Genomic DNA, 19,674 nt, shown 5'->3' on the forward strand with positions numbered 1-19,674 from the left:
GGTCGTATCGGGCCGGCAGCGGGCGTCGAAGCAGGAACCACTGCTCGTGAGTGCAGTGAGGGTGAGAGTTGCCTGGCCGAAAAGCCGCGGCTCTTCCACGACCAGGTCAAAAGTTCGTCGCTCTGGCTGCCTCTGGCCGTAGAGGCAAGCGCTCTGCCGTCAACGCACCAGGGGGTAACCGATCCCGTCCATCGCCGCCGCCACGGCGCTCGCCTCCGCCTCCGGCGCCAAGGCCTTGACCATTTCCTCCGTGAGCGGCCGCAGGGCGAACACGTGCCGGACAGCGTCCAGGTCTAGCTCCCGCCCGTAGTAGTCCCGCGCCCAGCCCGCGTACGCCTCCGGCGTGCCCGCCGCCAGGACGGCGAAGAGGTGGGACGTGCCGTCCTCGCCCTCCGCGGGGAGTTCCACCGGGCCCGCCCGCCAGGCCGTGTCGGCGGTCTCGCGCCAGAAGACGACCGTGGCCACCCGCACGCCGTCGTCGCAGAAGGCGGGCTCGTCGAGGAGCGGCCGGAAGGCTTCCGGCAGGGTGTCGACGAGGCCGGGCCACAGATCCATGTCCTCGTTCGTGTAGGGGCTCATCCAGGACTCGTGGTCGAAGCCCCGGCCGAAGACCCCGGCGGGCGTGAAGAGGATCGTGTACTCGTCGCCCGAGCCGTTGTTCATGAGTGCGGCCTCGATTCCCGGGCTCCACGCCGGGTCGTAGTCGAAGTAGCGGCCGCATCGGCCGCCCATCAAGACCTCCAGGGCCGCCAGTGCCCGGCAGCGTTCGCGCAAGGTGGGGGCATCGGGGAGGACGCGGATCAGTTCGTGGACGTCGCGGGGGTGCGGTGTGCCGGGCATGGGGGTCATCCAAGCAGCCGCCTCCGACGAGTGGGTCCGACGGATCGCACAGAGTTCGAAGTCACGGTCGTGCGGGTGCTGACAGGGGGGTGGATCGGCGGGTAGCGTCGGGCGGAGTCCGTTTACTGGACTAGACCCATCTTCCTTCCACTCGGATCGTCCGGCACGTTCCTGCCGGTAGAAGGGATTCATCAACCATGGCTTCTGTCACTTTCGACAAGGCGACCCGGCTCTACCCCGGCGGCGAAAAGCCCGCCGTGGACCAGCTGGAGCTGGAGATCGCGGACGGCGAGTTCCTCGTCCTCGTCGGTCCCTCCGGCTGCGGCAAGTCCACCTCGCTGCGCATGCTCGCCGGCCTGGAGGACGTAAACGGCGGTGCCATCCGCATCGGCGACCGCGACGTCACCCACCTGCCGCCCAAGGACCGGGACATCGCGATGGTGTTCCAGAACTACGCGCTCTACCCGCACATGTCCGTCGCCGACAACATGGGCTTCGCGCTCAAGATCGCCGGCGAGGACAAGGCCACCATCCGCCGCAAGGTGGAGGACGCGGCGAAGATGCTCGACCTGACCCAGTACCTCGACCGCAAGCCGAAGGCGCTCTCCGGCGGTCAGCGCCAGCGCGTCGCCATGGGCCGGGCCATCGTGCGCAAGCCGCAGGTGTTCCTCATGGACGAGCCGCTGTCGAACCTCGACGCGAAGCTGCGCGTGTCGACGCGTACGCAGATCGCCGCGCTCCAGCGCGACCTGGGCATCACCACCGTGTACGTGACGCACGACCAGGTCGAGGCCATGACCATGGGCGACCGGGTGGCCGTGCTCAAGGACGGTCTGCTCCAGCAGGTCGACACCCCGCGCAACATGTACGACCGCCCGGCGAACCTCTTCGTCGCCGGCTTCATCGGTTCCCCCGCGATGAACCTGGTCGAGGTGCCGATCACCGACGGCGGCGTGAAGTTCGGCGACAGTGTCGTCCCGGTGTCGCGCGAGGCGCTGTCCGCCGCGGCGGACGCGGGTGACCGCACCGTCACGGTCGGCGTGCGCCCGGAGCACTTCGACATCGGCAGCGAGGGCGGCCTCAGCATCGTCGTGAACGTCGTCGAGGAACTCGGCGCCGACGGTTACGTCTACGGCTCCGCCGAGTCCGCGACCGGTTCGGGCTCGCAGGACATCGTGGTCCGCGTCAACGGCCGCCAGGTGCCGGAGAAGGGCTCGACGCTGCACGTCGTGCCGCGGTCCGGCGAGATCCACGTGTTCTCGACCTCCTCCGGCGAGCGGCTCTCCGACTGACCTGCCGTCGCGGCGAGATGAGAGGGGCGTCCCGTCAAGGGGCGCCCCTTTTCGTGGCATTCGGCCCTCGTGCGTCAACCCTTGAATCGAAAAGCCACGTCGAACCATCCCCCGACCGGGTGACTAAATGTCGCCAAATCCTCACCGAGCGCTACTCTCGCCCTCGTGACCCACACTGCCCGCCGAATCGGCCGTTCCCTCGCCCTGGTCCTGCCCGTCGTCCTGGTCCTGTCCGGGACGCTCGCGGTCACGATGGTCCCCTGGGCGGACAACTCCTCCTCCCAGATCCTGACCGCCTCCGCCGAGGGCGTCTCCGCGCCCGCGAAGCCGCGCGCCCCGCACGAGGTGCTGCGCGACGACCTCGTCGGCCAGTTGCAGCGGGGCAAGGCGCCGGGAGACGTACTGACCGACCTACAGCAGGAGGTGAACCGGCGGCCGTCGCTCGCCGAGCACTGCGTGGGCATCGCGCGGGCGCTGGGGCGGGCCGCCGTCGAGGTGTACGGGCCGACCAAGGCGCAGTCCTTCGCGCGTCCCGTCTGCGACACCTCGTACGCGACCGGCGTCGCCTCCATGGGCTGAGGCGGACCGCCTCCCTACGCTGGTCTTCATGGACGAAACCCCCCGATCCGCCTCCTCCGCAGCCGCGTTGCCCGCCGCCCCCACCCAGGCAGTCGTCCTGGCGGGCGGCCAGGGTTCGCGGCTGCGGCCGTATACGGACGACCGGCCGAAGCCGATGGTGGAGATCCCGGGCACGGGGGTCCCGATCATCGGGCATCAACTGGCCTGGCTGGCCTCGGAGGGGGTCACGGACGCCGTGGTGTCCTGCGGCCACCTCGCCGAGGTGCTGCAGGAGTGGCTGGACGGGGCGCGGTTGCCGTTGCGGGTGACGACGGTGGTGGAGGAGGAGCCGCTGGGCCGGGGCGGCGGGCTCAAGTACGCGGCCGGGCACCTGCCGCACCCGGAGCGGTCCTGGTACGCGACGAACGGGGACATCTGGACCCGGTTCTCGCTGCGCGAGATGGCGGCCTTCCACGAGGAGCGCGGCGCGACGGCGACCCTGGCGCTGGCCCGGCCGCGGATCCCGTGGGGGGTGGTGGAGACGAACGAGTTCGGGCAGGTGCTGGACTTCATCGAGGCGCCGCCGTCGCCGTACCCGGTCAACGCGGGGGTGTACGTCTTCGGGGCCGAATTCGCCGCGCTGCTGCCGGATTTGGGGGACCACGAGCGGACGACGTTCCCGCGGCTGGCGCGTGAGCGGCGGCTGGCGGGCTTCCCGCTGCCTCAGGGGGCCTATTGGCGGGCGATCGACACGGCGAAGGACCTGACCGAGGCGGCAAGGGAGTTGGCGGCCCAGACGCCCTCCTGAGGCCCTCGGTGAAGAGCCGTCGGGGCCGGCAGGGCTCGTAGCGCCGGCAGGGCTCGCGGGGCCCGCAGAGCTCGTAGCACCGGCAGGGCTCGCGGGGCCGACAGAGCCCGGAGAGGCGGCAGAGCCGACAGATCCGGCAGAGACCATGCAACCGGCACAGCGAAGGGCCCGGCGCCTCCCGTGCGCCGGGCCCTTCGTGTCGTACGCGAGCGCCGCCGGTCTCAGCCGATGAGCCCGCCGATCAGGCCGGGCTGCTTGGACGCGGTGCCCGCCCCGTTGGCGGTGCTCCCCGAGCTGGTCGGGGACTTCGGGGCGGTCGACTGGCGGGGGGTGCTGCGCGGGGTCGACTTGCTGGTGGTGCCCTTCGTCGCGGTGGGCGACTGCGAGCCCGTCCCGGCGGTCGCCCGGGCGGGGCCGCCCGTGGCGCTGGCGCCGGGCTTCGCGGAGGGCCCGGTGGCCGTGGCGGACGGCTGGGGCTTCGCCGACTGCTGCGGCTGCGAGGGCTGCTGGCGGGCCGGGGCCTGCGGCAGCGGCTGGCCGGGGAGGTAGTTGGTCGGAGCCTGGCCGGGGCCGGGCACGGTGACGACGGTGGTGGAGCGGACGGCGCCGCCGAGGAGGGAGCCGACGAGCAGGGTGAGCCCGCAGACGACGGTGGCCATGACGGCCCCGCGCCGCAGGACGCGCCGCCGCAGCTGCCAGATCTCGGAGCGGGGTCCGAGGGTGCGCCAGGCCTCTCCGGCGAGGCGTCCGTCGAGGGAGTAGACGGGCGCGCCCGCGATGATCAGCGGGCTCCAGGCGGCCAGGTAGATGATGTCGGGCGCGTCGTAGGCGGGGACGGTCTTCCAGCTCACGGTCATCAGGAGCGCGGCGGAGAGCAGCGCCCCGATGCAGGCGGCGAAGCGCTGCCACAGGCCGAAGACGGTCAGTACGCCGACGATGACCTGGAGGAAGGCCACGGTGAGGCCGGCGCCGACGGGGTGGGCGAGGGCGAAGTCGCGCAGCGGCTCGGCGAGGGCCCAGGGGTGCAGGGTCCGCAGCCAGGTGACCATGGAGCCGCGTTCGCCGCCGTCGAAGTAGACGGGGTCGCACAGCTTGCCCATGCCCGCGTAGATGGAGATGAAGCCGAGGAAGCAGCGCAGCGGGAGCAGGACGACGCCGAGGTTCATGCGGCGGCCGGGGTAGTACGAGGCCTGGCCGCGGGCGTCGGAGCCGGTGCGGCGGCCTTCCGTGCCCTGGTCGGGGTCGGGGCCTGCGCCGGGGTGCGCGGGCTCGTACGGCATGTCCCGTACGGCGGCCATGGTGCGCGTTTCGTCGGGGTCGCCGTAGCTGCGCTGGCCGATGACGGTCGGGGTGGCGAGGGTGTCGTCGGCGAGGTCCTGGGCGAGGTCGACGCGCGGGATGACCTGGGTGGCTCCGCCGTCGTACCCGTCGCCGTACTCGTCGTGGCCGCGCCCGGCTTCGCGTACGGCCTGGAGGAGTCCGCCCATGGCGGCGGAGTCGCCGGGGGCCGACCTGCCGCTCCAGACGACGGGGGCCCGGCGGCGGGTGGCCCCGGCGGCAGCGACCACGGCGCCGCCGAGGACGGGTGCGCGGGAGGGGGCGTTCGCGGGCTTGGAACGCGCGCTCGTGCTCGGTGCGAGCCGCACGCGGAAGCTGGCGTGGTTGACGATGACCTGTGCGGGGTCGCACGGCACCTTGACCATGCTCAGCGCGGGCTGGTCGTCGAACCCTGACGTTCTGGTGTCCACACTCATCTAACCGAGTGATCAGTGTTTAGGACACTGCCTTGACACCAGCGATGTGTCCGAGGCCCGTCAAGATCAAGCCACCCCGCCCGGAAAGGGCGGGGTGACACGCTCACGGGTCACCTTCCGTGAGCCAAGTGGATCAAGCGGATCAGGTGCGCGGGGTGGTGGCGCGGCGGCGGGCCGCCTCGTAGAGGACGACGCCGGCCGCGACACCGGCGTTGAGGGACTCGGCGCCGCCCGGCATCGGGATGCGGACGAGGTAGTCGCAGTTCTCGCCGACGAGGCGGCCGAGGCCCTTGCCCTCGGAGCCGACGACGATGACGACCGGGCCGGCGAGGGCGTCGAGGTCCTGGACCTCGTGCGTGCCCTCGGCGGCGAGGCCGACGATGGCGATGCCGGCCTTCTTGTACTCCTGGAGGGCGCGGGTCAGGTTGGTGACGCGGGAGACCGGGGTGCGGGCGGCGGTGCCGGCGGAGGTCTTCCAGGCGCCGGCGGTCATGCCGGCGGCGCGGCGCTCCGGGATGACCACGCCGTGGCCGCCGAAGGCGGAGACGGAGCGGACGATCGCGCCGAGGTTGCGCGGGTCGGTGACGCCGTCGAGGGCGACGATGAGGGGGTCCTCGCCGTTGTCGTAGGCGGCGTCGGTGAGGTCCTCGGGGTGCGCGTACTCGTACGGCGGGACCTGGAGGACCAGGCCCTGGTGGTTGAGCCCGTTGGTCATGCGGTCGAGCTCGGGGCGCGGGGCTTCCATCAGGTTGATGTTGCCGCGCTCGCCGGCGAGCTGGAGGGCTTCGCGGACGCGCTCGTCGTTGTCGATGAACTGCTGGACGTACAGGGTGGTGGCGGGGACGCCGTCGCGCAGGGCCTCGAAGACCGGGTTGCGGCCGACGACCATCTCGCTGGTGCCCTTGGGGCCGCCGCGGCGGGGGGCGGGGCGGCGCTTGGCGGCCTGCCGGGCCATGGCGTTGGAGACGCGGAAGGCCTTGTGGCCCTTGCGGTCCTCGGCCTTGGGCGTGGGGCCCTTGCCCTCGAGGCCCCTGCGCCGCTGGCCACCGCTGCCGACCGTGGCGCCCTTCTTGTTGGACGTGCGGCGGTTCCTGCGCTGGCTGTTCCCGGCCATGACTTCTACCTGTTTCGTCTGGTGCTGCGATATGTACGTATGAAGAGTGTGCCGCCCGGAGTGCCGGGCGGCACAGCAGGGTGAGCTGCCCGGCTCAGCGGGGGCCGAGCGTCCAGCGCGGTCCGGTCGGGCTGTCCTCGATGACGAGGCCCGACTGCTGGAGCTGGTCGCGGATGGCGTCGGCGGTGGCCCAGTCCTTGCGGGCGCGGGCGGACTCGCGCTGTTCCAGGACGAGGCGTACGAGGGTGTCCACGGCGCCGTGGAGGTCCTCGCCCCGGTCGGTCTCCTCGGCCCAGTGCGGGTCGAGCGGGTCGAGGCCGAGGACGCCCAGCATGGCCCGGACCTCGGACAGGCGCGCGATGGCCTCGTCCTTGTCGTCGGCGGCGAGTGCGCTGTTGCCCTGGCGGACGGTGGTGTGGACGATCGCGAGCGCCTGCGGGACCCCGAGGTCGTCGTCCATGGCCTCGGCGAAGGCGGGCGGGACCTCGGCGGCGGGCTCGACGGGCGAGCCGGCCTTCTCGATGACGCGCTGGTAGAAGCCCTCGATGCGCGCGAACGCGGACTCGGCCTCGCGCAGGGCCTCCTCGCTGTACTCGATCATCGACCGGTAGTGCGGGGTGCCGAGGTAGTAGCGCAGCACGATGGGGCGCCACTGCTTGACCATCTCGGAGACGAGGACCGAGTTCCCGAGGGACTTGGACATCTTCTCGCCGGACATGGTGACCCAGGCGTTGTGGACCCAGTACGTGGCGAACTCGTCGCCGAAGGCCTTGGCCTGGGCGATCTCGTTCTCGTGGTGCGGGAAGATCAGGTCGAGTCCGCCGCCGTGGATGTCGAAGGCGTCGCCGAGGTACTTGTGCGCCATGGCGGAGCATTCGAGGTGCCAGCCGGGGCGGCCGCGGCCCCAGGGGGTCTCCCAGGAGGGCTCACCCGGCTTGACGGACTTCCACATGGCGAAGTCGCGGGGGTCGCGCTTGCCGGTCTCGCCCGTCGACTCCGGCTGGCGGATGTTGTCGAGCTCCTGGCGGGAGAGCGAGAGGTAGCCGGGGAACGACTTCACGTCGAAGTAGACGTTGCCCTCGGACTCGTAGGCGTGGCCGCGCTCGATGAGGCCGCGCATCATCTCGACCATCTCGGTGACGTGGCCGGTGGCGCGGGGCTCGTAGGTGGGCGGGAGGCAGCCGAGGGCGGAGTAGCCGTCGTTGAAGGCGCGCTCGTTCTCGTAGCCGATGGACCACCAGGGGCGCCGCTGTTCCGCGGACTTCGCGATGATCTTGTCGTCGATGTCCGTGACGTTGCGGATGAACGTGACCTCGTAGCCCCGGTACTCGAACCAGCGGCGCATCATGTCGAAGTTGAGGCCCGACCGGATGTGCCCGATGTGCGGGGCCGCCTGGACGGTGGCGCCGCAGAGGTAGATCGAGACACAGCCCTCGGTGAGCGGGACGAAGTCGCGGATCTGCCGGGCGCTGGTGTCGTACAGGCGAATAGTCACGGCATCCAGGGTAGTGCGCGCATAGCAGTGCCCCGCGACCCTTTGAGGCCCCGGGGCACCTTTGTTGCCGAAGATGTGCCGTCTCCGGCGGTTTTCAGCCCCGGTTCGTCCGGTACACGAGCGCGGTGGCGATCGCGGCGAGCCCTTCGGCGCGCCCGGTGAGGCCGAGTCCGTCGGTGGTGGTGCCGGAGACGGAGACGGGGGCGCCCGCCGCCGCGGCGAGCGCCTTCTGCGCCTCTTCGCGCCGCTTGCCGATCTTCGGGCGTACTCCGATGACCTGGATCGCGATGTTGCCGATCTCGTAGCCCTCGGCGCGGACGATGCGGGCGGCTTCCGCCAGGAGGGTGACGCCGGCGGCTCCGGACCACTCGGGGCGGGAGGTGCCGAAGTGCGCGCCGAGGTCGCCGACGCCGGCGGCGGAGAAGAGCGCGTCGCAGGCGGCGTGTGCGGCGACGTCCCCGTCGGAGTGGCCGGCGAGGCCGTCCTCGCCCTCCCACAGCAGGCCGGCGCACCACAGTTCGCGGCCGGTCTCGAAGGCGTGCACGTCGGTGCCGATGCCGACCTGGGGGATCAGGGGGAGGTCAGTAGACATCGGTGGCCCTCCTGCGGGCGAGTACGGCCTCGGCGAGGACCAGGTCGAGGGGGCGGGTGACCTTGAAGGCCTCTTCGTGGCCGGGTACGACCAGGACGGTGCCGCCGAGCCGCTCGACCATGCCGGCGTCGTCGGTGGCGCCCTCGCCGTCGACGGCGATCTCGTCGTGCGCGCGCAGCAGCGTGGCCACGTCGAAGCCCTGCGGGGTCTGTACGGCGCGCAGCCGGGCCCGCTCGGGGGTGGCGACGACCGGCTCGGGCTCGCCGGGCTTGCCGGGGTCGACCTCCTTGACGGTGTCGGCGAGCGGCAGGGCGGGGACCACGGCGGGGGCGCCTCGGCGCACGGCCTCGATGACGGAGTCCACGGTGTCGACGGGGACGAGCGGGCGGGCCGCGTCGTGGATGAGGACGGAGGTGATGTCCGCGGGGAGCGCGCGCAGGCCGGCCCGCACGGATTCCTGGCGGGTCTCCCCGCCGGGGACGACCAGGACCTCGGTGCGCTCCGGCAGGGCGTGCTCGGCGAGCAGGAGGCGCACCTCCTCCGCCCCGTCGGACGGGGCGACGACCACCACGAGGGAGATCGCGCGCGAGCGGGCCATCGCGCGGACGGCGTGGACGAGCATCGGGGTGCCGCCGAGGGCCCGCAGGGCCTTGGGGGCGCCGGGGCCGAGGCGTACGCCCCGGCCTGCCGCCGGGATCACCGCGGCGGTGCGGTGGGGGCGCGTTTCGTCAGACATCAGTAGCTCCGAGCCAGGTTTGTGACTTCGGCCGACATGGGTATGGCCTGAAGCGTGCCGGGTGCGACGCCCCTCGCCCCTTCCGTGACGACCGGTCGAGCAGGCCGCCCGGACCCGGCACGCCATTGGGGAAAAGGTATGGGTACAGACATGCCGCAGCGCCCGGCAACAGGCCTCTCGTGGAGGAGAGACCGTGTCATCGGGCACTGCGGCAACTGTGTACGGGGTTTCGCGTCAGGACGCGAGGACCTCGTCGAGGAGGGCCTCGGCCTTGTCCTCGTTCGTGTTCTCAGCGAGCGCGAGCTCGCTCACCAGAATCTGACGCGCCTTCGCGAGCATGCGCTTCTCACCCGCGGAAAGCCCGCGCTCACGCTCACGACGCCACAGGTCACGCACCACTTCGGCGACCTTGATGACATCGCCAGAAGCGAGCTTCTCCAGATTTGCCTTGTAGCGCCGGGACCAGTTCGTCGGCTCTTCTGCGTACGGTGCGCGGAGCACCTCGAAGACCCGGTCCAGCCCGTCCTGGCCGACTACGTCGCGAACACCGACGAACTCTGCATTGTCCGCAGGCACGCGAACCGTCAGGTCGCCCTGAGCGACCTTGAGCACCAAGTAGGTCTTGTCCACGCCTTTGATCTGACGAGTCTCAATGGCCTCGATCAGCGCGGCCCCGTGATGGGGATAGACCACGGTGTCGCCAACCTTGAACGTCATGTGACAGGTACCCCTTCCGTGGCTATCCAGGGTAACACGAGAACTGACTGTTATGAATGGCGTTTTCGCAGGTCAGGGCACATCTCGGGGCTTGACAACAACGACAGGAACGTGCTGCGAAGGGCCACTGGGAGGGGGTATTCGCAGGTCGGGGGCGCTGTGCGGACCAGCCGAAAGGGCCACGCTACACCCCCCCTACGCCGCCACCAGTGTGACGTACGTCCCGTTTTGCCGGTTTGCGAGCCGGGAAACCGAACTACTCCGTTCGACTGGCGAGCACCCGCACGGATCGGTTCCGGTCCAATCCTGAATTGATCACGAAGCGCCGTTCGAAGGAATCCCGGAATTCGATCACCGGAGCCCGCCCCGCGTTATGCGCGGGCCGTACCCGGACCAGCTCATGATCGCTGTGTGACCGGCGCGTGATCGGCGAGTGGAATGAAAGATCACGGCACCCGCGTGAGGGCGGGCGCCGCGCTGCGGAGGGTCGGGTGCGGGGGCAGGGTGGCGGCTCGGTAACCTGACCCCGCTGACACAGCCTTAGAGCGGCTTCACCCCGGCCGTTCCGAGGACCCACCCTTCCGTTCCGTACGTCCAAGGAGAAGCCGCCGCCGTGAGCCGCAGCCTTCGACGCGGCGCCCTCGCCGCCACCGCCGTCGTGTTCTCGATCGCCTCGCTGGCCGCCTGCGGCGCCGGCCAGGACGCGCAGACCCTCCAGATCAAGCCGGACAACGCCGCCACCACCAAGGGCGTCATCAAGATCCAGAACGCTCTGATCATCCAGGGCGAGAAGGACAAGAAGGGTCCCGCCGCCATTTCGGCGACGGTCTTCAACTCCGGCAAGACGGAGCAGACCCTCGACGCCATCACCCTCCCGGGTGGCAAGGGCAAGGTCACCCTGAAGGGTGCCGAGGGCTCCGGCAAGGTCACCGTGCCGGCCGGCGGGTCCGTGGTCCTGGGCGGCAAGGGCAACGCCTCCGCCGTGATCGAGGAAGGCGCCGAGGCCGCCAAGCTCGGCGAGAACCAGCGGGTCGTCTTCCAGCTCAGCCGCACGGGTGACGTCGCGCTGGGGGCCTTCGTGGTCCCCGCCACCGGCATGTACGCCGCGTGGGGCGCCACCGCGGCGCCGAGCGCCCTCCCCGTCCCCGGCGCCACCCCGTCGGGCACCCCCTCGGCCACCCCGGCCGGCACTCCTTCGGGCACGCCGTCCGGCACCCCGTCGGGCTCGGCCTCGGGCACCCCGGCGGGCACCCCGTCCGGCTCCCCCTCGCACAGCGCCGGCCACTGAGGCGTAGCCGCGTAGCCGCGTCGCCGCGTACGCAAACGGGAAGGGCCCCGGCCGCACGATGCGGCCGGGGCCCTTCCCGTATATCTGCCGGGCGCAGGCCGGGCAGTACCGGACCGGCTTACGGCTCGAACTTGTAGCCGAGGCCGCGCACGGTGACCAGGTAGCGCGGCGCCCCCGGGTCGGGCTCGATCCCATCCCACGTGCGCCCCTCGCACGGCGCGGCCCCGGGGGGCCTCACCGGCTTCGAGACGCTGCGCCGGCCTCCGACCGGCCCGGGACAGCGGCAGCGCTGTCGGCTTACGGCTCGAACTTGTAACCGAGGCCGCGCACGGTGACCAGGTAGCGCGGCGCGCCCGGGTCAGGCTCGATCTTGGCGCGGAGTCGCTTGACGTGGACGTCGAGGGTCTTGGTGTCGCCGACGTAGTCCGCGCCCCAGACCCGGTCGATCAGTTGCATGCGGGTCAGCACGCGGCCCGCGTTGCGCAGGAGCATCTCCAGCAGGTCGAACTCCTTCAGCGGGAGGTCGACCTTGGCGCCGGCGACCGTCACCACGTGGCGGTCGACGTCCATGCGGACCGGCCCGGCCTCCAGCGCCGCCGGGGTGACCTCCTCCGGCTCGCCGCGGCGGCGCAGGACCGCGCGGATGCGGGCGACCAGCTCGCGCGAGGAGAAGGGCTTGGTGACGTAGTCGTCGGCTCCTATCTCCAGCCCGACGACCTTGTCGATCTCGCTGTCCTTGGCGGTCACCATGATCACGGGAACGTTGGAGCGGCCGCGCAGCTGCCGGCAGACCTCCGTGCCCGGCAGACCCGGGAGCATCAGGTCGAGGAGGACGAGGTCGGCGCCGTTGCGCTCGAACTCGTCGAGCCCGTCGGGCCCGGTCGCCGCGATGGCGACCTCGAAGCCCTCCTTGCGGAGCATGTACGACAGGGCGTCGCTGAAGGATTCCTCATCCTCGACGACGAGCACTCGGGTCACGGAAGGTCCTCCGGGGCAGGTGTGGCTGTGGCGGGAGCGGTTTGCGGAGCTGTTGGGGTCAGGCGGGGGTCGGGTGCGTGTGGCGGTCCGGCGCCGGGGACTGCGCCGCCGCTTCGGGGAGCCTCAGGGTGAAGGTGGATCCCTGGCCCTCCGAGCTCCATACCGACACCTCCCCGCCGTGCGAGGCCGCCACATGCTTCACGATCGCGAGGCCCAGGCCGGTTCCTCCCGTGGCGCGGGAGCGGGCCGGGTCCACGCGGTAGAAGCGCTCGAAGATGCGCTCGCGGTCCTTTTCCGGGATGCCGATGCCCTGGTCGGTCACGGCGATCTCGATCAAGTCTCCCCCGGGGGCCGTCACCCTGCGTCCGGCTATGCCGACGCGGGTGCGGGCGGGGCTGTAGTTGACGGCGTTCTCGACCAGATTTCCGAGGGCTGCCGCGAGCTGGCCGCGGTTGCCCCAGACGCGCAGGTCGGCGGTACCGCCCGCGGCCATGGTGATCTGCTTCGAGGACGCGGTGTGGCGGCAGCGGTCCATGGCCTCGGCCACGAGGGTGTCCACGCGGACGGGCTCGGCGTCCTCCAGCGGGTCGTCGTTCTGCACCCGGGAGAGGTCGATGAGCTCCTGGACCAGGTTGATCAGCCGGGTGGCCTCGATCTGCATGCGGCCCGCGAAGCGGCTGACCGCCTCGGGGTCGTCGGCGGCGTCCATGACGGCCTCGGAGAGCAGGGAGATCGCGCCCACCGGGGTCTTCAGCTCGTGCGAGACGTTGGCGACGAAGTCGCGGCGGACGGCCTCGATGCGACGGGCCTCGGTGAGGTCCTCGACCAGCAGCAGGACGAGGCGCGAGCCCAGCGGGGCGACGCGCGCCGAGACGGCGAGGGCCTCGCCGCGGCCGGTGCCGCGCCGGGGCAGGTCGAGCTCGACCTGGCGTATCTCCCCGTCGCGGCGCGTGTCGCGGGCCATGTGCAGCATGGGCTCCACGGCGAGCTTGCCGCCGCGGACCAGCCCGAGGGCGTACGCGGCCGAGCTCGCCTTGACCACCGCGTCGCCCTCGTCCAGGACCACCGCCGAGGACCGCAGCACGGACAGGACGGTGTCCACGCCGGGCGGCAGTACCGCGTTGATGTCGGGGCGCATGGAGCTCCGGGTGGGGCGGGCCTGGTCGCGCTCGCTCCAGCGGAACGCCAGCATCGCGATCACGCCGGTGCACAGACCGGCGATCGCTGCAGCTGCGGCGACCGCCGCGTTCACGTCCATGGATCCAGGTTAAGCAGGCCCGACGACACTTCCACAGCCGTTCGGGTGGCACCTCGAACAGTCGTCGCCCAGAGTTCACCCTGGCGACGGGGTTGATTCATTTGTGATGCCGGAGTCGGACGCGTTAGCGGTTCAACGTGGAAACGTGGGGCCCGGGCGGACGTTCCCGGGCGCCCGGATCACCAGCGGTAGAGCTGTATCAGTAGGTCGAGAGAGGGACACGAGACATGCGCGACGCGTACCACGAGGAACTGGACTCGATCGGAGAAAGCCTGGTCGAGATGGCCCGGCTCGTCGGTTCCGCGATCGGGCGGGCCACGACGTCCATGCTCGACGCCGACCTGAAGCTCGCCGAGAGCGTCATCGCCGCCGACCAGAAGGTCGACGACCTCCAGCACGACCTGGAGGCGCGCGCCATCGCCCTGCTGGCCCGCCAGCAGCCGGTCGCCACCGACCTGCGCATCGTGGTGACCTCGCTGCGCATGAGCGCCGACCTGGAGCGCAGCGGCGACCTTGCCCAGCACGTGGCGAAGCTCGCCCGGCTGCGCTTCCCGGACTCGGCGGTGCCGCGGGACCTGCACGCCACGATCCTGGAGATGGGGCAGCTGGCGCAGCGCCTGATGGCGAAGGCGGCCGAGGTCATCATCACGAAGGACGTCGACCTGGCGCTCCAGCTGGAGCAGGACGACGACGAGATGGACCAGCTGCACCGCACGCTCTTCCAGCACCTGATGGACGACCGTTGGAAGCACGGCATCGAGACGGCGGTCGACGTGACGCTGCTCGGCCGCTACTACGAGCGCTTCGCGGACCACGCGGTGTCGGTGGCCAAGCGCGTGGTCTACCTCGTGACGGGTGAGCACGCGGACGAACTCCAGCAGCCGACGATCGTCGACGGCGTCTGAGTCTGCGCCAATGCGCCGTTGACGCGCCGGTGAGGCTGGGCATGAATGAGGCGAAGGCAGCACGACATCCCGTTCGTCGCCTGCGAGGAGGATCCATGCCCGATTCCCCCGTCCCCATCACCCCGGAGCAGGAGCAGCCGCCGAAGCCGGAGCCGCTGCGGCTTCCGCTGCTGGCGGCCTGCGGCTGCGGCTCGGGCTGCGGTTGCGGCTGCCAGTCCGGCGCCCCCTGCCAGTGCGGCGGCTGACTGCCGCCGGTGCGTGCACGCGCGAGGGCCCCGTCCGTTTCCGCGGCCGGGGCCCTCGCGCTTGCGGGGGTCGAAGGAGCGGTCGCCGCTACGGGGCGATGTCGATGTGCGCCGCACCGCCCGGCAGTACGGGGGCGGCCTGGATGGTGCGCTTGGGGGCGGCCGGCGCGGCCGGGGCGGCCGGCGCGATGCCCGGAGTGGCCGGCGTGGCGGCGGGGGCGGCGGGGGCCGCGAGCGGCGCGAGCAGCGGCTCGGCCTGCGTGAGCGTGGTCGAACCGCCGTTGGTGACGACGACCGCGGGGTTGCTCAGGACCCGGGAGACGTTGAGGTCCGAGATGTTGAGGTTATCGATGAGGTCGAGCAGCGGGTCGGCCTGCGCGGGGGCGCCACCGGCCAGCAGGACGACGCCGGCGAGCGCGCCGACCGCGGAGAATCGATTGATCTTCATGCCGGGAAAACGCCGGTGCTCGGCCGCCGGTCACCGCTCGCACCCCGCCGTCGCCCGTTCGGCCCCACCGATCCCCCCGTCCGGCCCCCGGACCGTACCGGCGTGCGTCAAGCCCCTGATCCGAGGGTGAAACCGCAGGTCAAAAGCTCGTTCACGCATGTGGGCTACCTGCCCGGATCCAGGTGGTCGCCGCGGAAAAAGCCCCTGACCCGCACCGTGCGTGCGGGTCAGGGGCTCGACCGCTCTTCCTACTTCTTCTTGCCCTGGTTCTTGACGGCCTCGATGGCGGCCGCGGCGGCCTCCGGGTCGAGGTAGGTGCCGCCCGGGTTGAGGGGCTTGAAGTCGGCGTCCAGCTCGTAGGAGAGCGGGATGCCGGTCGGGATGTTCAGGCCCGCGATGTCGTCGTCGGAGATGCCGTCGAGGTGCTTGACCAGGGCGCGCAGCGAGTTGCCGTGCGCGGCGACCAGGACGGTGTGGCCGTCGAGCAGGTCCGGGACGATCGAGTCGTACCAGTACGGGAGCATGCGGACGACGACGTCCTTGAGGCACTCGGTGCGCGGGCGCAGCTCCGGCGGGATCGACGCGTAGCGCGGGTCCTCGGACTGCGAGAACTCGGTACCGTCCTCCAGGGCCGGCGGCGGGGTGTCGTAGGAGCGGCGCCACAGCATGAACTGCTCCTCGCCGAACTCGGCGAGGGTCTGGGCCTTGTCCTTGCCCTGGAGGGCGCCGTAGTGGCGCTCGTTCAGGCGCCAGGAGCGGTGAACCGGGATCCAGTGGCGGTCGGCTGCCTCCAGCGCGAGCTGGGAGGTGCGGATCGCGCGCTTCTGCAGGGACGTGTGGACCACGTCGGGGAGCAGGCCGGCGTCCTTGAGCAGCTCACCGCCGCGGACCGCCTCCTTCTCGCCCTTCTCGTTGAGATTGACGTCCACCCAGCCGGTGAACAGGTTCTTCGCGTTCCACTCGCTCTCGCCGTGGCGGAGGAGGATCAGCTTGTACGGTGCGTCGGCCATGCGTACGAGCCTAATGGACGCCCGGGGCCGCCCGCTCGCACCGTGCGCGGCCCCCGATTGACGGTCCGCGTCAATCGACTGGTGCACGGGGGACCGCGCCTCGTAACGTGCGTGCAGGCCAAGTGACACTTACTCTTCCGGGGGGATTCCTTATGTCCGTTGCGCGTGTGAGACGGGCCGTCCGAGAGAGCGTGTCGGGGCTGCCGACGGACTTCTGGTGGCTGTGGGCAAGCACCCTGGTCAACCGGCTCGGGGCCTTCGTCGCCACGTTCATGACCTTGTACCTGACCCTGGACCGGGGCTATTCGGCCGCCTTCGCGGGACTCGTGGTCGCCCTGCACGGGCTCGGCGGGGTCGTTTCGTCCCTCGTCGCCGGTGTGCTGACCGACCGGCTCGGGCGGCGGCCGACGCTGCTGGCCGCCAACGTGTCGACCGGCCTGTCGGTGGCGCTGCTGGGCTTCATGGAGCACCCGGCGGCCATCGCCGCGGTGGCCCTGGTGGTCGGCATGACCTCGAACGCGTCGCGGCCGGCGGTGCAGGCGATGATCGCCGACATCGTGCGGCCCGAGGACCGGGTGCGGGCCTTCGCGCTGAACTACTGGGCGATCAACCTGGGCTTCGCCGTCTCCTCGACCGTCGCCGGGTTCGTCGCCGAGTACAGCTACCTCGCCGGCTTCCTCGGCGAGGCGACGCTGACGCTCGTCTGCGCGGTCCTCGTCTTCCTCAAGCTGCCCGAGTCGCGGCCCGTGAAGGACGAGGCGGCCGTGACGGCGGCGGACCCGGGGATCGGGCTGGGCGCGGTGCTGCGCGACGGACGGTTCATGGGCGTCGTGGGGCTGTCGTTCCTGATCTCGCTGATCTTCATCCAGGGCTCGTTCGGCCTGCCGCTGGCCATGGGCGCCGCGGGCTTCTCCACCGGCGACTACGGCCTGGTCATCGCGGTCAACGGCGTGATGATCGTGCTGCTGCAGATCCCGGTGACGCGGTTCATCGAGCACCGCGACCCGCAGAAGCTGCTGGTGGTGTCCGCGCTGCTCGCGGGGTACGGCTTCGGGCTCACGGCCTTCGGCGGGTCCGTCGGGGCGCTCGCGCTGACGGTGACCGTGTGGACGCTGGCCGAGATCATCAACTCGCCGACCCAGATGGGCCTGGTCGTACGGCTGTCGCCGCTGCACGCACGCGGCCGCTACCAGGGCGTGTACACGCTGTCGTGGTCGGTGGCCGCGCTGGTCGCGCCGCTGCTGGCCGGGTGGGTCATCGACCGGTTCGGGGCGCAGTGGCTCTGGGGGACGACGGCGGTCCTGGGCACGGCCGCCGGGATCGGCTACTGGGCGCTGATGCGGAACCTGCCGGGGACTCCGTCGGCCAAGGGGGCAGAGGCGGGCGTGGTGGCCGTCCCCGAGCCCAGGGCCGAACCCGGTGCCGGGGCCCGTGCCACGGCCGGTGCCCGTGCCACGGCCGGTGCCGAGCCTTCGGCCGGGGCCACCGCCCCTGCCGCGCCTGGGTCGGCGTCGCTGCCGGCCACCGCCGAGGCCTAGGACGGTGTCCGGCGGGGCCGTAGCGGGACGCGTCAGCGCGTCGGCTGCGTCAGGTGCTTGAAGGCGTCGAGGTTGAAGGTCGGTTCGCCGCGGGAGACACGCCACTCGTACTCGCGGCGGATCGCGCTCGCGAAGCCCAGCTCCAGCAGGGTGTTGAAGGCTCCGTCGGCCGCCTCCAGGACCGTGCCGAGGAGCCGGTCCAGGTCCTCCGGGTTCACGACCGACAGCGGCAGCCGGCCCGTGAGGTAGACGTCCCCGAGCCGGTCCACCGCGTAACTCAGCCCGTACAGCTTGAGGTTGCGCTCCAGCAGCCAGCGGTGGACGCCGGCCTCGTTCTCGTCGGGGTGGCGGATCACGAAGGCGTTGACCGACAGGGAGTGCCGGCCGACCCGCAGCGAGCAGGTGGTGCTCAGCTTGCGGGTGCCGGGGAGCTGGACGACGTACGAGCCCGGTTCGGGGCTCTCCCAGCTCAGCTCGGCGCCGGTCAGGGCGCTCTCGACGATCGCGGTGATCTCGGCGGTGTCAGCCATGGTGGGAGCGTACGCGACGACGATGATCGTGCATCGCCGCCGTGTACACGTCGGCCGTGGCGCTCGCCGCCGTGTCCCAGCCGAAGAACTGCGCGTGCCGGGCGGCCTGTCCGCCCAGCCGGTCGGTGAGCCCCGGCTCGTCGACGAAGCGCCGCAGCTGCCGCGCCCAGTCCACGGGGTCGTGGCCGGGTACGAGGATGCCGGTGACCCCGTCGTCGACGGCGACGGGCAGCCCGCCGACCGCGGCGGCGAGCACCGGGGTGCCGGCGGCCTGGGCCTCTATTGCGACGAGCCCGAAGGACTCGCTGTACGAGGGCATGACCAGCACGGACGCGGCCCGGAACCAGTCCGCGAGGCCGTCCTGCGCGACGGGCGGGTGGAAGTGCACGAGGTCGGTGATGCCGAGCCTGGCGGCGAGCTTCTGCAGCCCCTCCGGCTTGGCCAGCCCGCTCCCGCTCGGTCCGCCGACGACGGGGACGAAGAGGCGGCGGCGCAGCGAGGGGTCCTGGTCGACCAGGACGGCGACGGCCCGCAGCAGTATGTCGGGGGCCTTCAGCGGCTGGATGCGGCCGGCGAAGAGCGGGATGACGGCGTCCTGCGGCAGTCCGAGGCGGGCGCGGGCGGCGGCCCGGCCGTCGGCGACGGTGAAGCGGTCGAGGTTCACGCCGGGGTGGACGACGGCCACCTTGGCGGGGTCGGCCTCGTAGTGCCGCACGAGTTCGTCGGCCTCCTCGGCGGTGTTCGCGATGAGGCGGTCGGCGGCGGCCACGATCTGGGTCTCGCCTATGACGCGGGCGGCCGGCTCGGGGGTGTCGCCCTCGGCGAGAGCGGCGTTCTTGACCTTCGCCATGGTGTGCATGGCGTGCACGAGCGGCACGCCCCAGCGCTCGGCGGCCAGCCAGCCGACGTGGCCGGAGAGCCAGTAGTGGGAGTGGACGAGGTCGTAGTAGCCGGGGCGGTGGCCGGCCCAGGCCTGCATCACGCCGTGCGTGAAGGCGCACAGCTGGGCCGGGAGCTCCTCCTTGGCGAGGCCTTCGTACGGTCCCGCGTCCACGTGCCGTACGAGGACGCCGGGGGCCAGCTCGACCACGGGCGGCAGCCCACCGGTGGTGGCCCGGGTGAAGATCTCGACCTCGATGTTGATCGCCGCGAGGCGCCGGGCCAGCTCCACGATGTAGACGTTCATCCCGCCGGCGTCGCCGGTGCCGGGCTGGTGCAGCGGTGAGGTGTGCACGCTGAGCATGGCGACGCGGCGCGGCTTGCGGTGGCCCCCGACGGCGGCCGGCAGGCGCAGCCGCGGCGGCTCGTGGCGGGCCGCGCGGGCGGCGGCGAGGCGGCCGCCGATACTGCCGCCGATGCGGGACACGTACTGGCTCAAGGGAGCAGTTCCTCTCGCTCGGACGACGACGCTCTGACTGACCGGCTGGCGGGCATGCGGACGGGAGCGCACGGGGCACCCTTCAAGGAGTGCAACCCGGATGGCGGTCCCGCGCATTCCGGGATGACCGGGGATTCCGCGATTTTTCTTGCGGAGGTCAGGGCGCCGCTGGGCCGGGGACCGGTTTTCC

Annotated in this window: 20 protein-coding genes and 1 pseudogene; 7 read left to right on the plus strand and 14 right to left on the minus strand. The window is 71.6% G+C overall.

The window, feature by feature from the left end:
• Positions 1-159 precede the first annotated feature (159 nt).
• Positions 160-840 carry a hypothetical protein gene (locus ACZ6Y1_RS29595; protein WP_469636562.1) on the minus strand — a complete coding sequence of 227 codons (681 nt, stop codon included), beginning with the start codon at positions 838-840 and terminating at the stop codon, positions 160-162.
• 197 nt (positions 841-1,037) lie between these two features.
• Here ACZ6Y1_RS29595 and ACZ6Y1_RS29600 point away from each other — a divergent pair, with 197 nt between their 5' ends.
• The 3 genes from ACZ6Y1_RS29600 to ACZ6Y1_RS29610 all read left to right on the plus strand — a co-directional run bounded on the left by ACZ6Y1_RS29600 (position 1,038) and on the right by ACZ6Y1_RS29610 (position 3,498).
• Positions 1,038-2,132 (plus strand): ABC transporter ATP-binding protein, encoded by a 1,095-nt coding sequence (locus ACZ6Y1_RS29600; protein WP_469636565.1) that lies wholly within the window; start codon positions 1,038-1,040, stop codon positions 2,130-2,132.
• 165 nt (positions 2,133-2,297) lie between these two features.
• Positions 2,298-2,711 (plus strand): hypothetical protein, encoded by a 414-nt coding sequence (locus ACZ6Y1_RS29605; RefSeq protein ID WP_469636568.1) that lies wholly within the window; start codon positions 2,298-2,300, stop codon positions 2,709-2,711.
• Between the two features lie 28 nt (positions 2,712-2,739).
• Complete coding sequence (locus tag ACZ6Y1_RS29610) at positions 2,740-3,498, plus strand: nucleotidyltransferase family protein (RefSeq protein ID WP_469636571.1); 759 nt, start codon at positions 2,740-2,742, stop codon at positions 3,496-3,498.
• Between the two features lie 221 nt (positions 3,499-3,719).
• Here the strand turns inward: ACZ6Y1_RS29610 and ACZ6Y1_RS29615 are convergent, their stop codons facing one another.
• The 6 genes from ACZ6Y1_RS29615 to ACZ6Y1_RS29640 form a co-directional block, all read right to left on the minus strand.
• Positions 3,720-5,252, minus strand: a complete 1,533-nt coding sequence (locus ACZ6Y1_RS29615) for a DoxX family membrane protein (protein ID WP_469636574.1) — start codon at positions 5,250-5,252, stop codon at positions 3,720-3,722.
• Between the two features lie 142 nt (positions 5,253-5,394).
• Positions 5,395-6,366: a 23S rRNA (guanosine(2251)-2'-O)-methyltransferase RlmB gene (gene rlmB, locus ACZ6Y1_RS29620; protein WP_469636578.1), complete on the minus strand. Its 972-nt coding sequence runs from the start codon at positions 6,364-6,366 to the stop codon at positions 5,395-5,397.
• 94 nt (positions 6,367-6,460) lie between these two features.
• The gene (gene cysS / locus ACZ6Y1_RS29625; RefSeq protein ID WP_469636581.1) at positions 6,461-7,861 is read right to left on the minus strand and encodes a cysteine--tRNA ligase; all 1,401 of its coding nucleotides are present in this window, start codon (positions 7,859-7,861) and stop codon (positions 6,461-6,463) included.
• Between the two features lie 94 nt (positions 7,862-7,955).
• Entirely contained in the window at positions 7,956-8,453 is a 498-nt protein-coding gene (gene ispF / locus ACZ6Y1_RS29630) for a 2-C-methyl-D-erythritol 2,4-cyclodiphosphate synthase (RefSeq protein ID WP_469636584.1), read from the minus strand.
• Positions 8,443-9,189 carry a 2-C-methyl-D-erythritol 4-phosphate cytidylyltransferase gene (ispD, locus tag ACZ6Y1_RS29635; protein ID WP_469636587.1) on the minus strand — a complete coding sequence of 249 codons (747 nt, stop codon included), beginning with the start codon at positions 9,187-9,189 and terminating at the stop codon, positions 8,443-8,445. The genes ispF and ispD overlap by 11 nt, the downstream gene beginning before the upstream one ends.
• 234 nt (positions 9,190-9,423) lie before the next feature.
• Positions 9,424-9,906, minus strand: coding sequence for a CarD family transcriptional regulator (locus ACZ6Y1_RS29640; protein ID WP_003953493.1), 483 nt, complete (start codon positions 9,904-9,906; stop codon positions 9,424-9,426).
• Between the two features lie 613 nt (positions 9,907-10,519).
• Here ACZ6Y1_RS29640 and ACZ6Y1_RS29645 point away from each other — a divergent pair.
• A complete protein-coding gene (locus tag ACZ6Y1_RS29645) occupies positions 10,520-11,194 on the plus strand; it encodes a DUF461 domain-containing protein (protein ID WP_469636590.1) in 675 nt (224 codons plus the stop codon).
• Positions 11,195-11,312: 118 nt separating this feature from the next.
• On the opposite strand, the pseudogene ACZ6Y1_RS29650 reads toward ACZ6Y1_RS29645, so the two are convergent.
• The 3 genes and pseudogenes from ACZ6Y1_RS29650 to ACZ6Y1_RS29660 form a co-directional block, all read right to left on the minus strand.
• Positions 11,313-11,384 (minus strand): annotated as a pseudogene (locus ACZ6Y1_RS29650) (DNA-binding response regulator); the annotation flags it as partial.
• A gap of 107 nt (positions 11,385-11,491) precedes the next feature.
• The gene (gene phoP, locus ACZ6Y1_RS29655) at positions 11,492-12,163 is read right to left on the minus strand and encodes a two-component system response regulator PhoP (RefSeq protein WP_466527820.1); all 672 of its coding nucleotides are present in this window, start codon (positions 12,161-12,163) and stop codon (positions 11,492-11,494) included.
• Between the two features lie 67 nt (positions 12,164-12,230).
• On the minus strand, positions 12,231-13,430 hold the full coding sequence (locus ACZ6Y1_RS29660) for a sensor histidine kinase (protein WP_469636593.1): 1,200 nt from the start codon (positions 13,428-13,430) through the stop codon (positions 12,231-12,233).
• A gap of 227 nt (positions 13,431-13,657) precedes the next feature.
• On the opposite strand from ACZ6Y1_RS29660, the gene phoU reads away from it, so the two are divergent.
• Both phoU and ACZ6Y1_RS29670 read left to right on the plus strand, forming a co-directional pair.
• On the plus strand, positions 13,658-14,335 hold the full coding sequence (gene phoU / locus ACZ6Y1_RS29665; RefSeq protein ID WP_469636598.1) for a phosphate signaling complex protein PhoU: 678 nt from the start codon (positions 13,658-13,660) through the stop codon (positions 14,333-14,335).
• A gap of 95 nt (positions 14,336-14,430) precedes the next feature.
• Positions 14,431-14,580 (plus strand): hypothetical protein, encoded by a 150-nt coding sequence (locus ACZ6Y1_RS29670; protein ID WP_167350612.1) that lies wholly within the window; start codon positions 14,431-14,433, stop codon positions 14,578-14,580.
• Between the two features lie 88 nt (positions 14,581-14,668).
• Here ACZ6Y1_RS29670 and ACZ6Y1_RS29675 read toward each other — a convergent pair whose 3' ends face one another.
• Entirely contained in the window at positions 14,669-15,028 is a 360-nt protein-coding gene (locus tag ACZ6Y1_RS29675; protein WP_469636601.1) for a hypothetical protein, read from the minus strand.
• Positions 15,029-15,276: 248 nt separating this feature from the next.
• Complete coding sequence (locus tag ACZ6Y1_RS29680) at positions 15,277-16,038, minus strand: phosphoglyceromutase (protein ID WP_469636604.1); 762 nt, start codon at positions 16,036-16,038, stop codon at positions 15,277-15,279.
• 152 nt (positions 16,039-16,190) lie between these two features.
• Between ACZ6Y1_RS29680 and ACZ6Y1_RS29685 the strand changes: the two genes are divergently transcribed.
• Entirely contained in the window at positions 16,191-17,576 is a 1,386-nt protein-coding gene (locus ACZ6Y1_RS29685) for an MDR family MFS transporter (protein WP_469636607.1), read from the plus strand.
• Positions 17,577-17,608: 32 nt separating this feature from the next.
• On the opposite strand, the gene ACZ6Y1_RS29690 is transcribed toward ACZ6Y1_RS29685, so the two are convergent.
• Together ACZ6Y1_RS29690 and mshA are read right to left on the minus strand one after the other, a co-directional pair.
• Positions 17,609-18,106, minus strand: a complete 498-nt coding sequence (locus ACZ6Y1_RS29690) for a type III secretion system chaperone family protein (protein ID WP_469636610.1) — start codon at positions 18,104-18,106, stop codon at positions 17,609-17,611.
• Positions 18,099-19,484 carry a D-inositol-3-phosphate glycosyltransferase gene (gene mshA / locus ACZ6Y1_RS29695; RefSeq protein WP_469636613.1) on the minus strand — a complete coding sequence of 462 codons (1,386 nt, stop codon included), beginning with the start codon at positions 19,482-19,484 and terminating at the stop codon, positions 18,099-18,101. Before mshA ends, ACZ6Y1_RS29690 begins: the two co-directional genes overlap by 8 nt.
• Between the last annotated feature and the right edge of the window lie 190 nt (positions 19,485-19,674).

The organism is Streptomyces sp. NPDC053432, from assembly GCF_055585365.1.

Excerpts from the sequence above, each read along its gene's own strand:
- ACZ6Y1_RS29595 (WP_469636562.1), bottom strand. The coding sequence starts at position 840 with ATGCCCGGCACACCGCACCCCCGCGACGTCCACGAACTGATCCGCGTC.
- ACZ6Y1_RS29600 (WP_469636565.1), top strand. The coding sequence starts at position 1,038 with ATGGCTTCTGTCACTTTCGACAAGGCGACCCGGCTCTACCCCGGCGGC.
- ACZ6Y1_RS29610 (WP_469636571.1), top strand. The coding sequence starts at position 2,740 with ATGGACGAAACCCCCCGATCCGCCTCCTCCGCAGCCGCGTTGCCCGCC.
- ACZ6Y1_RS29615 (WP_469636574.1), bottom strand. The coding sequence starts at position 5,252 with ATGAGTGTGGACACCAGAACGTCAGGGTTCGACGACCAGCCCGCGCTG.
- rlmB (WP_469636578.1), bottom strand. The coding sequence starts at position 6,366 with ATGGCCGGGAACAGCCAGCGCAGGAACCGCCGCACGTCCAACAAGAAG.
- ispF (WP_469636584.1), bottom strand. The coding sequence starts at position 8,453 with ATGTCTACTGACCTCCCCCTGATCCCCCAGGTCGGCATCGGCACCGAC.
- ispD (WP_469636587.1), bottom strand. The coding sequence starts at position 9,189 with ATGTCTGACGAAACGCGCCCCCACCGCACCGCCGCGGTGATCCCGGCG.
- ACZ6Y1_RS29640 (WP_003953493.1), bottom strand. The coding sequence starts at position 9,906 with ATGACGTTCAAGGTTGGCGACACCGTGGTCTATCCCCATCACGGGGCC.
- ACZ6Y1_RS29660 (WP_469636593.1), bottom strand. The coding sequence starts at position 13,430 with ATGGACGTGAACGCGGCGGTCGCCGCAGCTGCAGCGATCGCCGGTCTG.
- phoU (WP_469636598.1), top strand. The coding sequence starts at position 13,658 with ATGCGCGACGCGTACCACGAGGAACTGGACTCGATCGGAGAAAGCCTG.
- ACZ6Y1_RS29670 (WP_167350612.1), top strand. The coding sequence starts at position 14,431 with ATGCCCGATTCCCCCGTCCCCATCACCCCGGAGCAGGAGCAGCCGCCG.
- ACZ6Y1_RS29675 (WP_469636601.1), bottom strand. The coding sequence starts at position 15,028 with ATGAAGATCAATCGATTCTCCGCGGTCGGCGCGCTCGCCGGCGTCGTC.
- ACZ6Y1_RS29680 (WP_469636604.1), bottom strand. The coding sequence starts at position 16,038 with ATGGCCGACGCACCGTACAAGCTGATCCTCCTCCGCCACGGCGAGAGC.
- ACZ6Y1_RS29685 (WP_469636607.1), top strand. The coding sequence starts at position 16,191 with ATGTCCGTTGCGCGTGTGAGACGGGCCGTCCGAGAGAGCGTGTCGGGG.
- ACZ6Y1_RS29690 (WP_469636610.1), bottom strand. The coding sequence starts at position 18,106 with ATGGCTGACACCGCCGAGATCACCGCGATCGTCGAGAGCGCCCTGACC.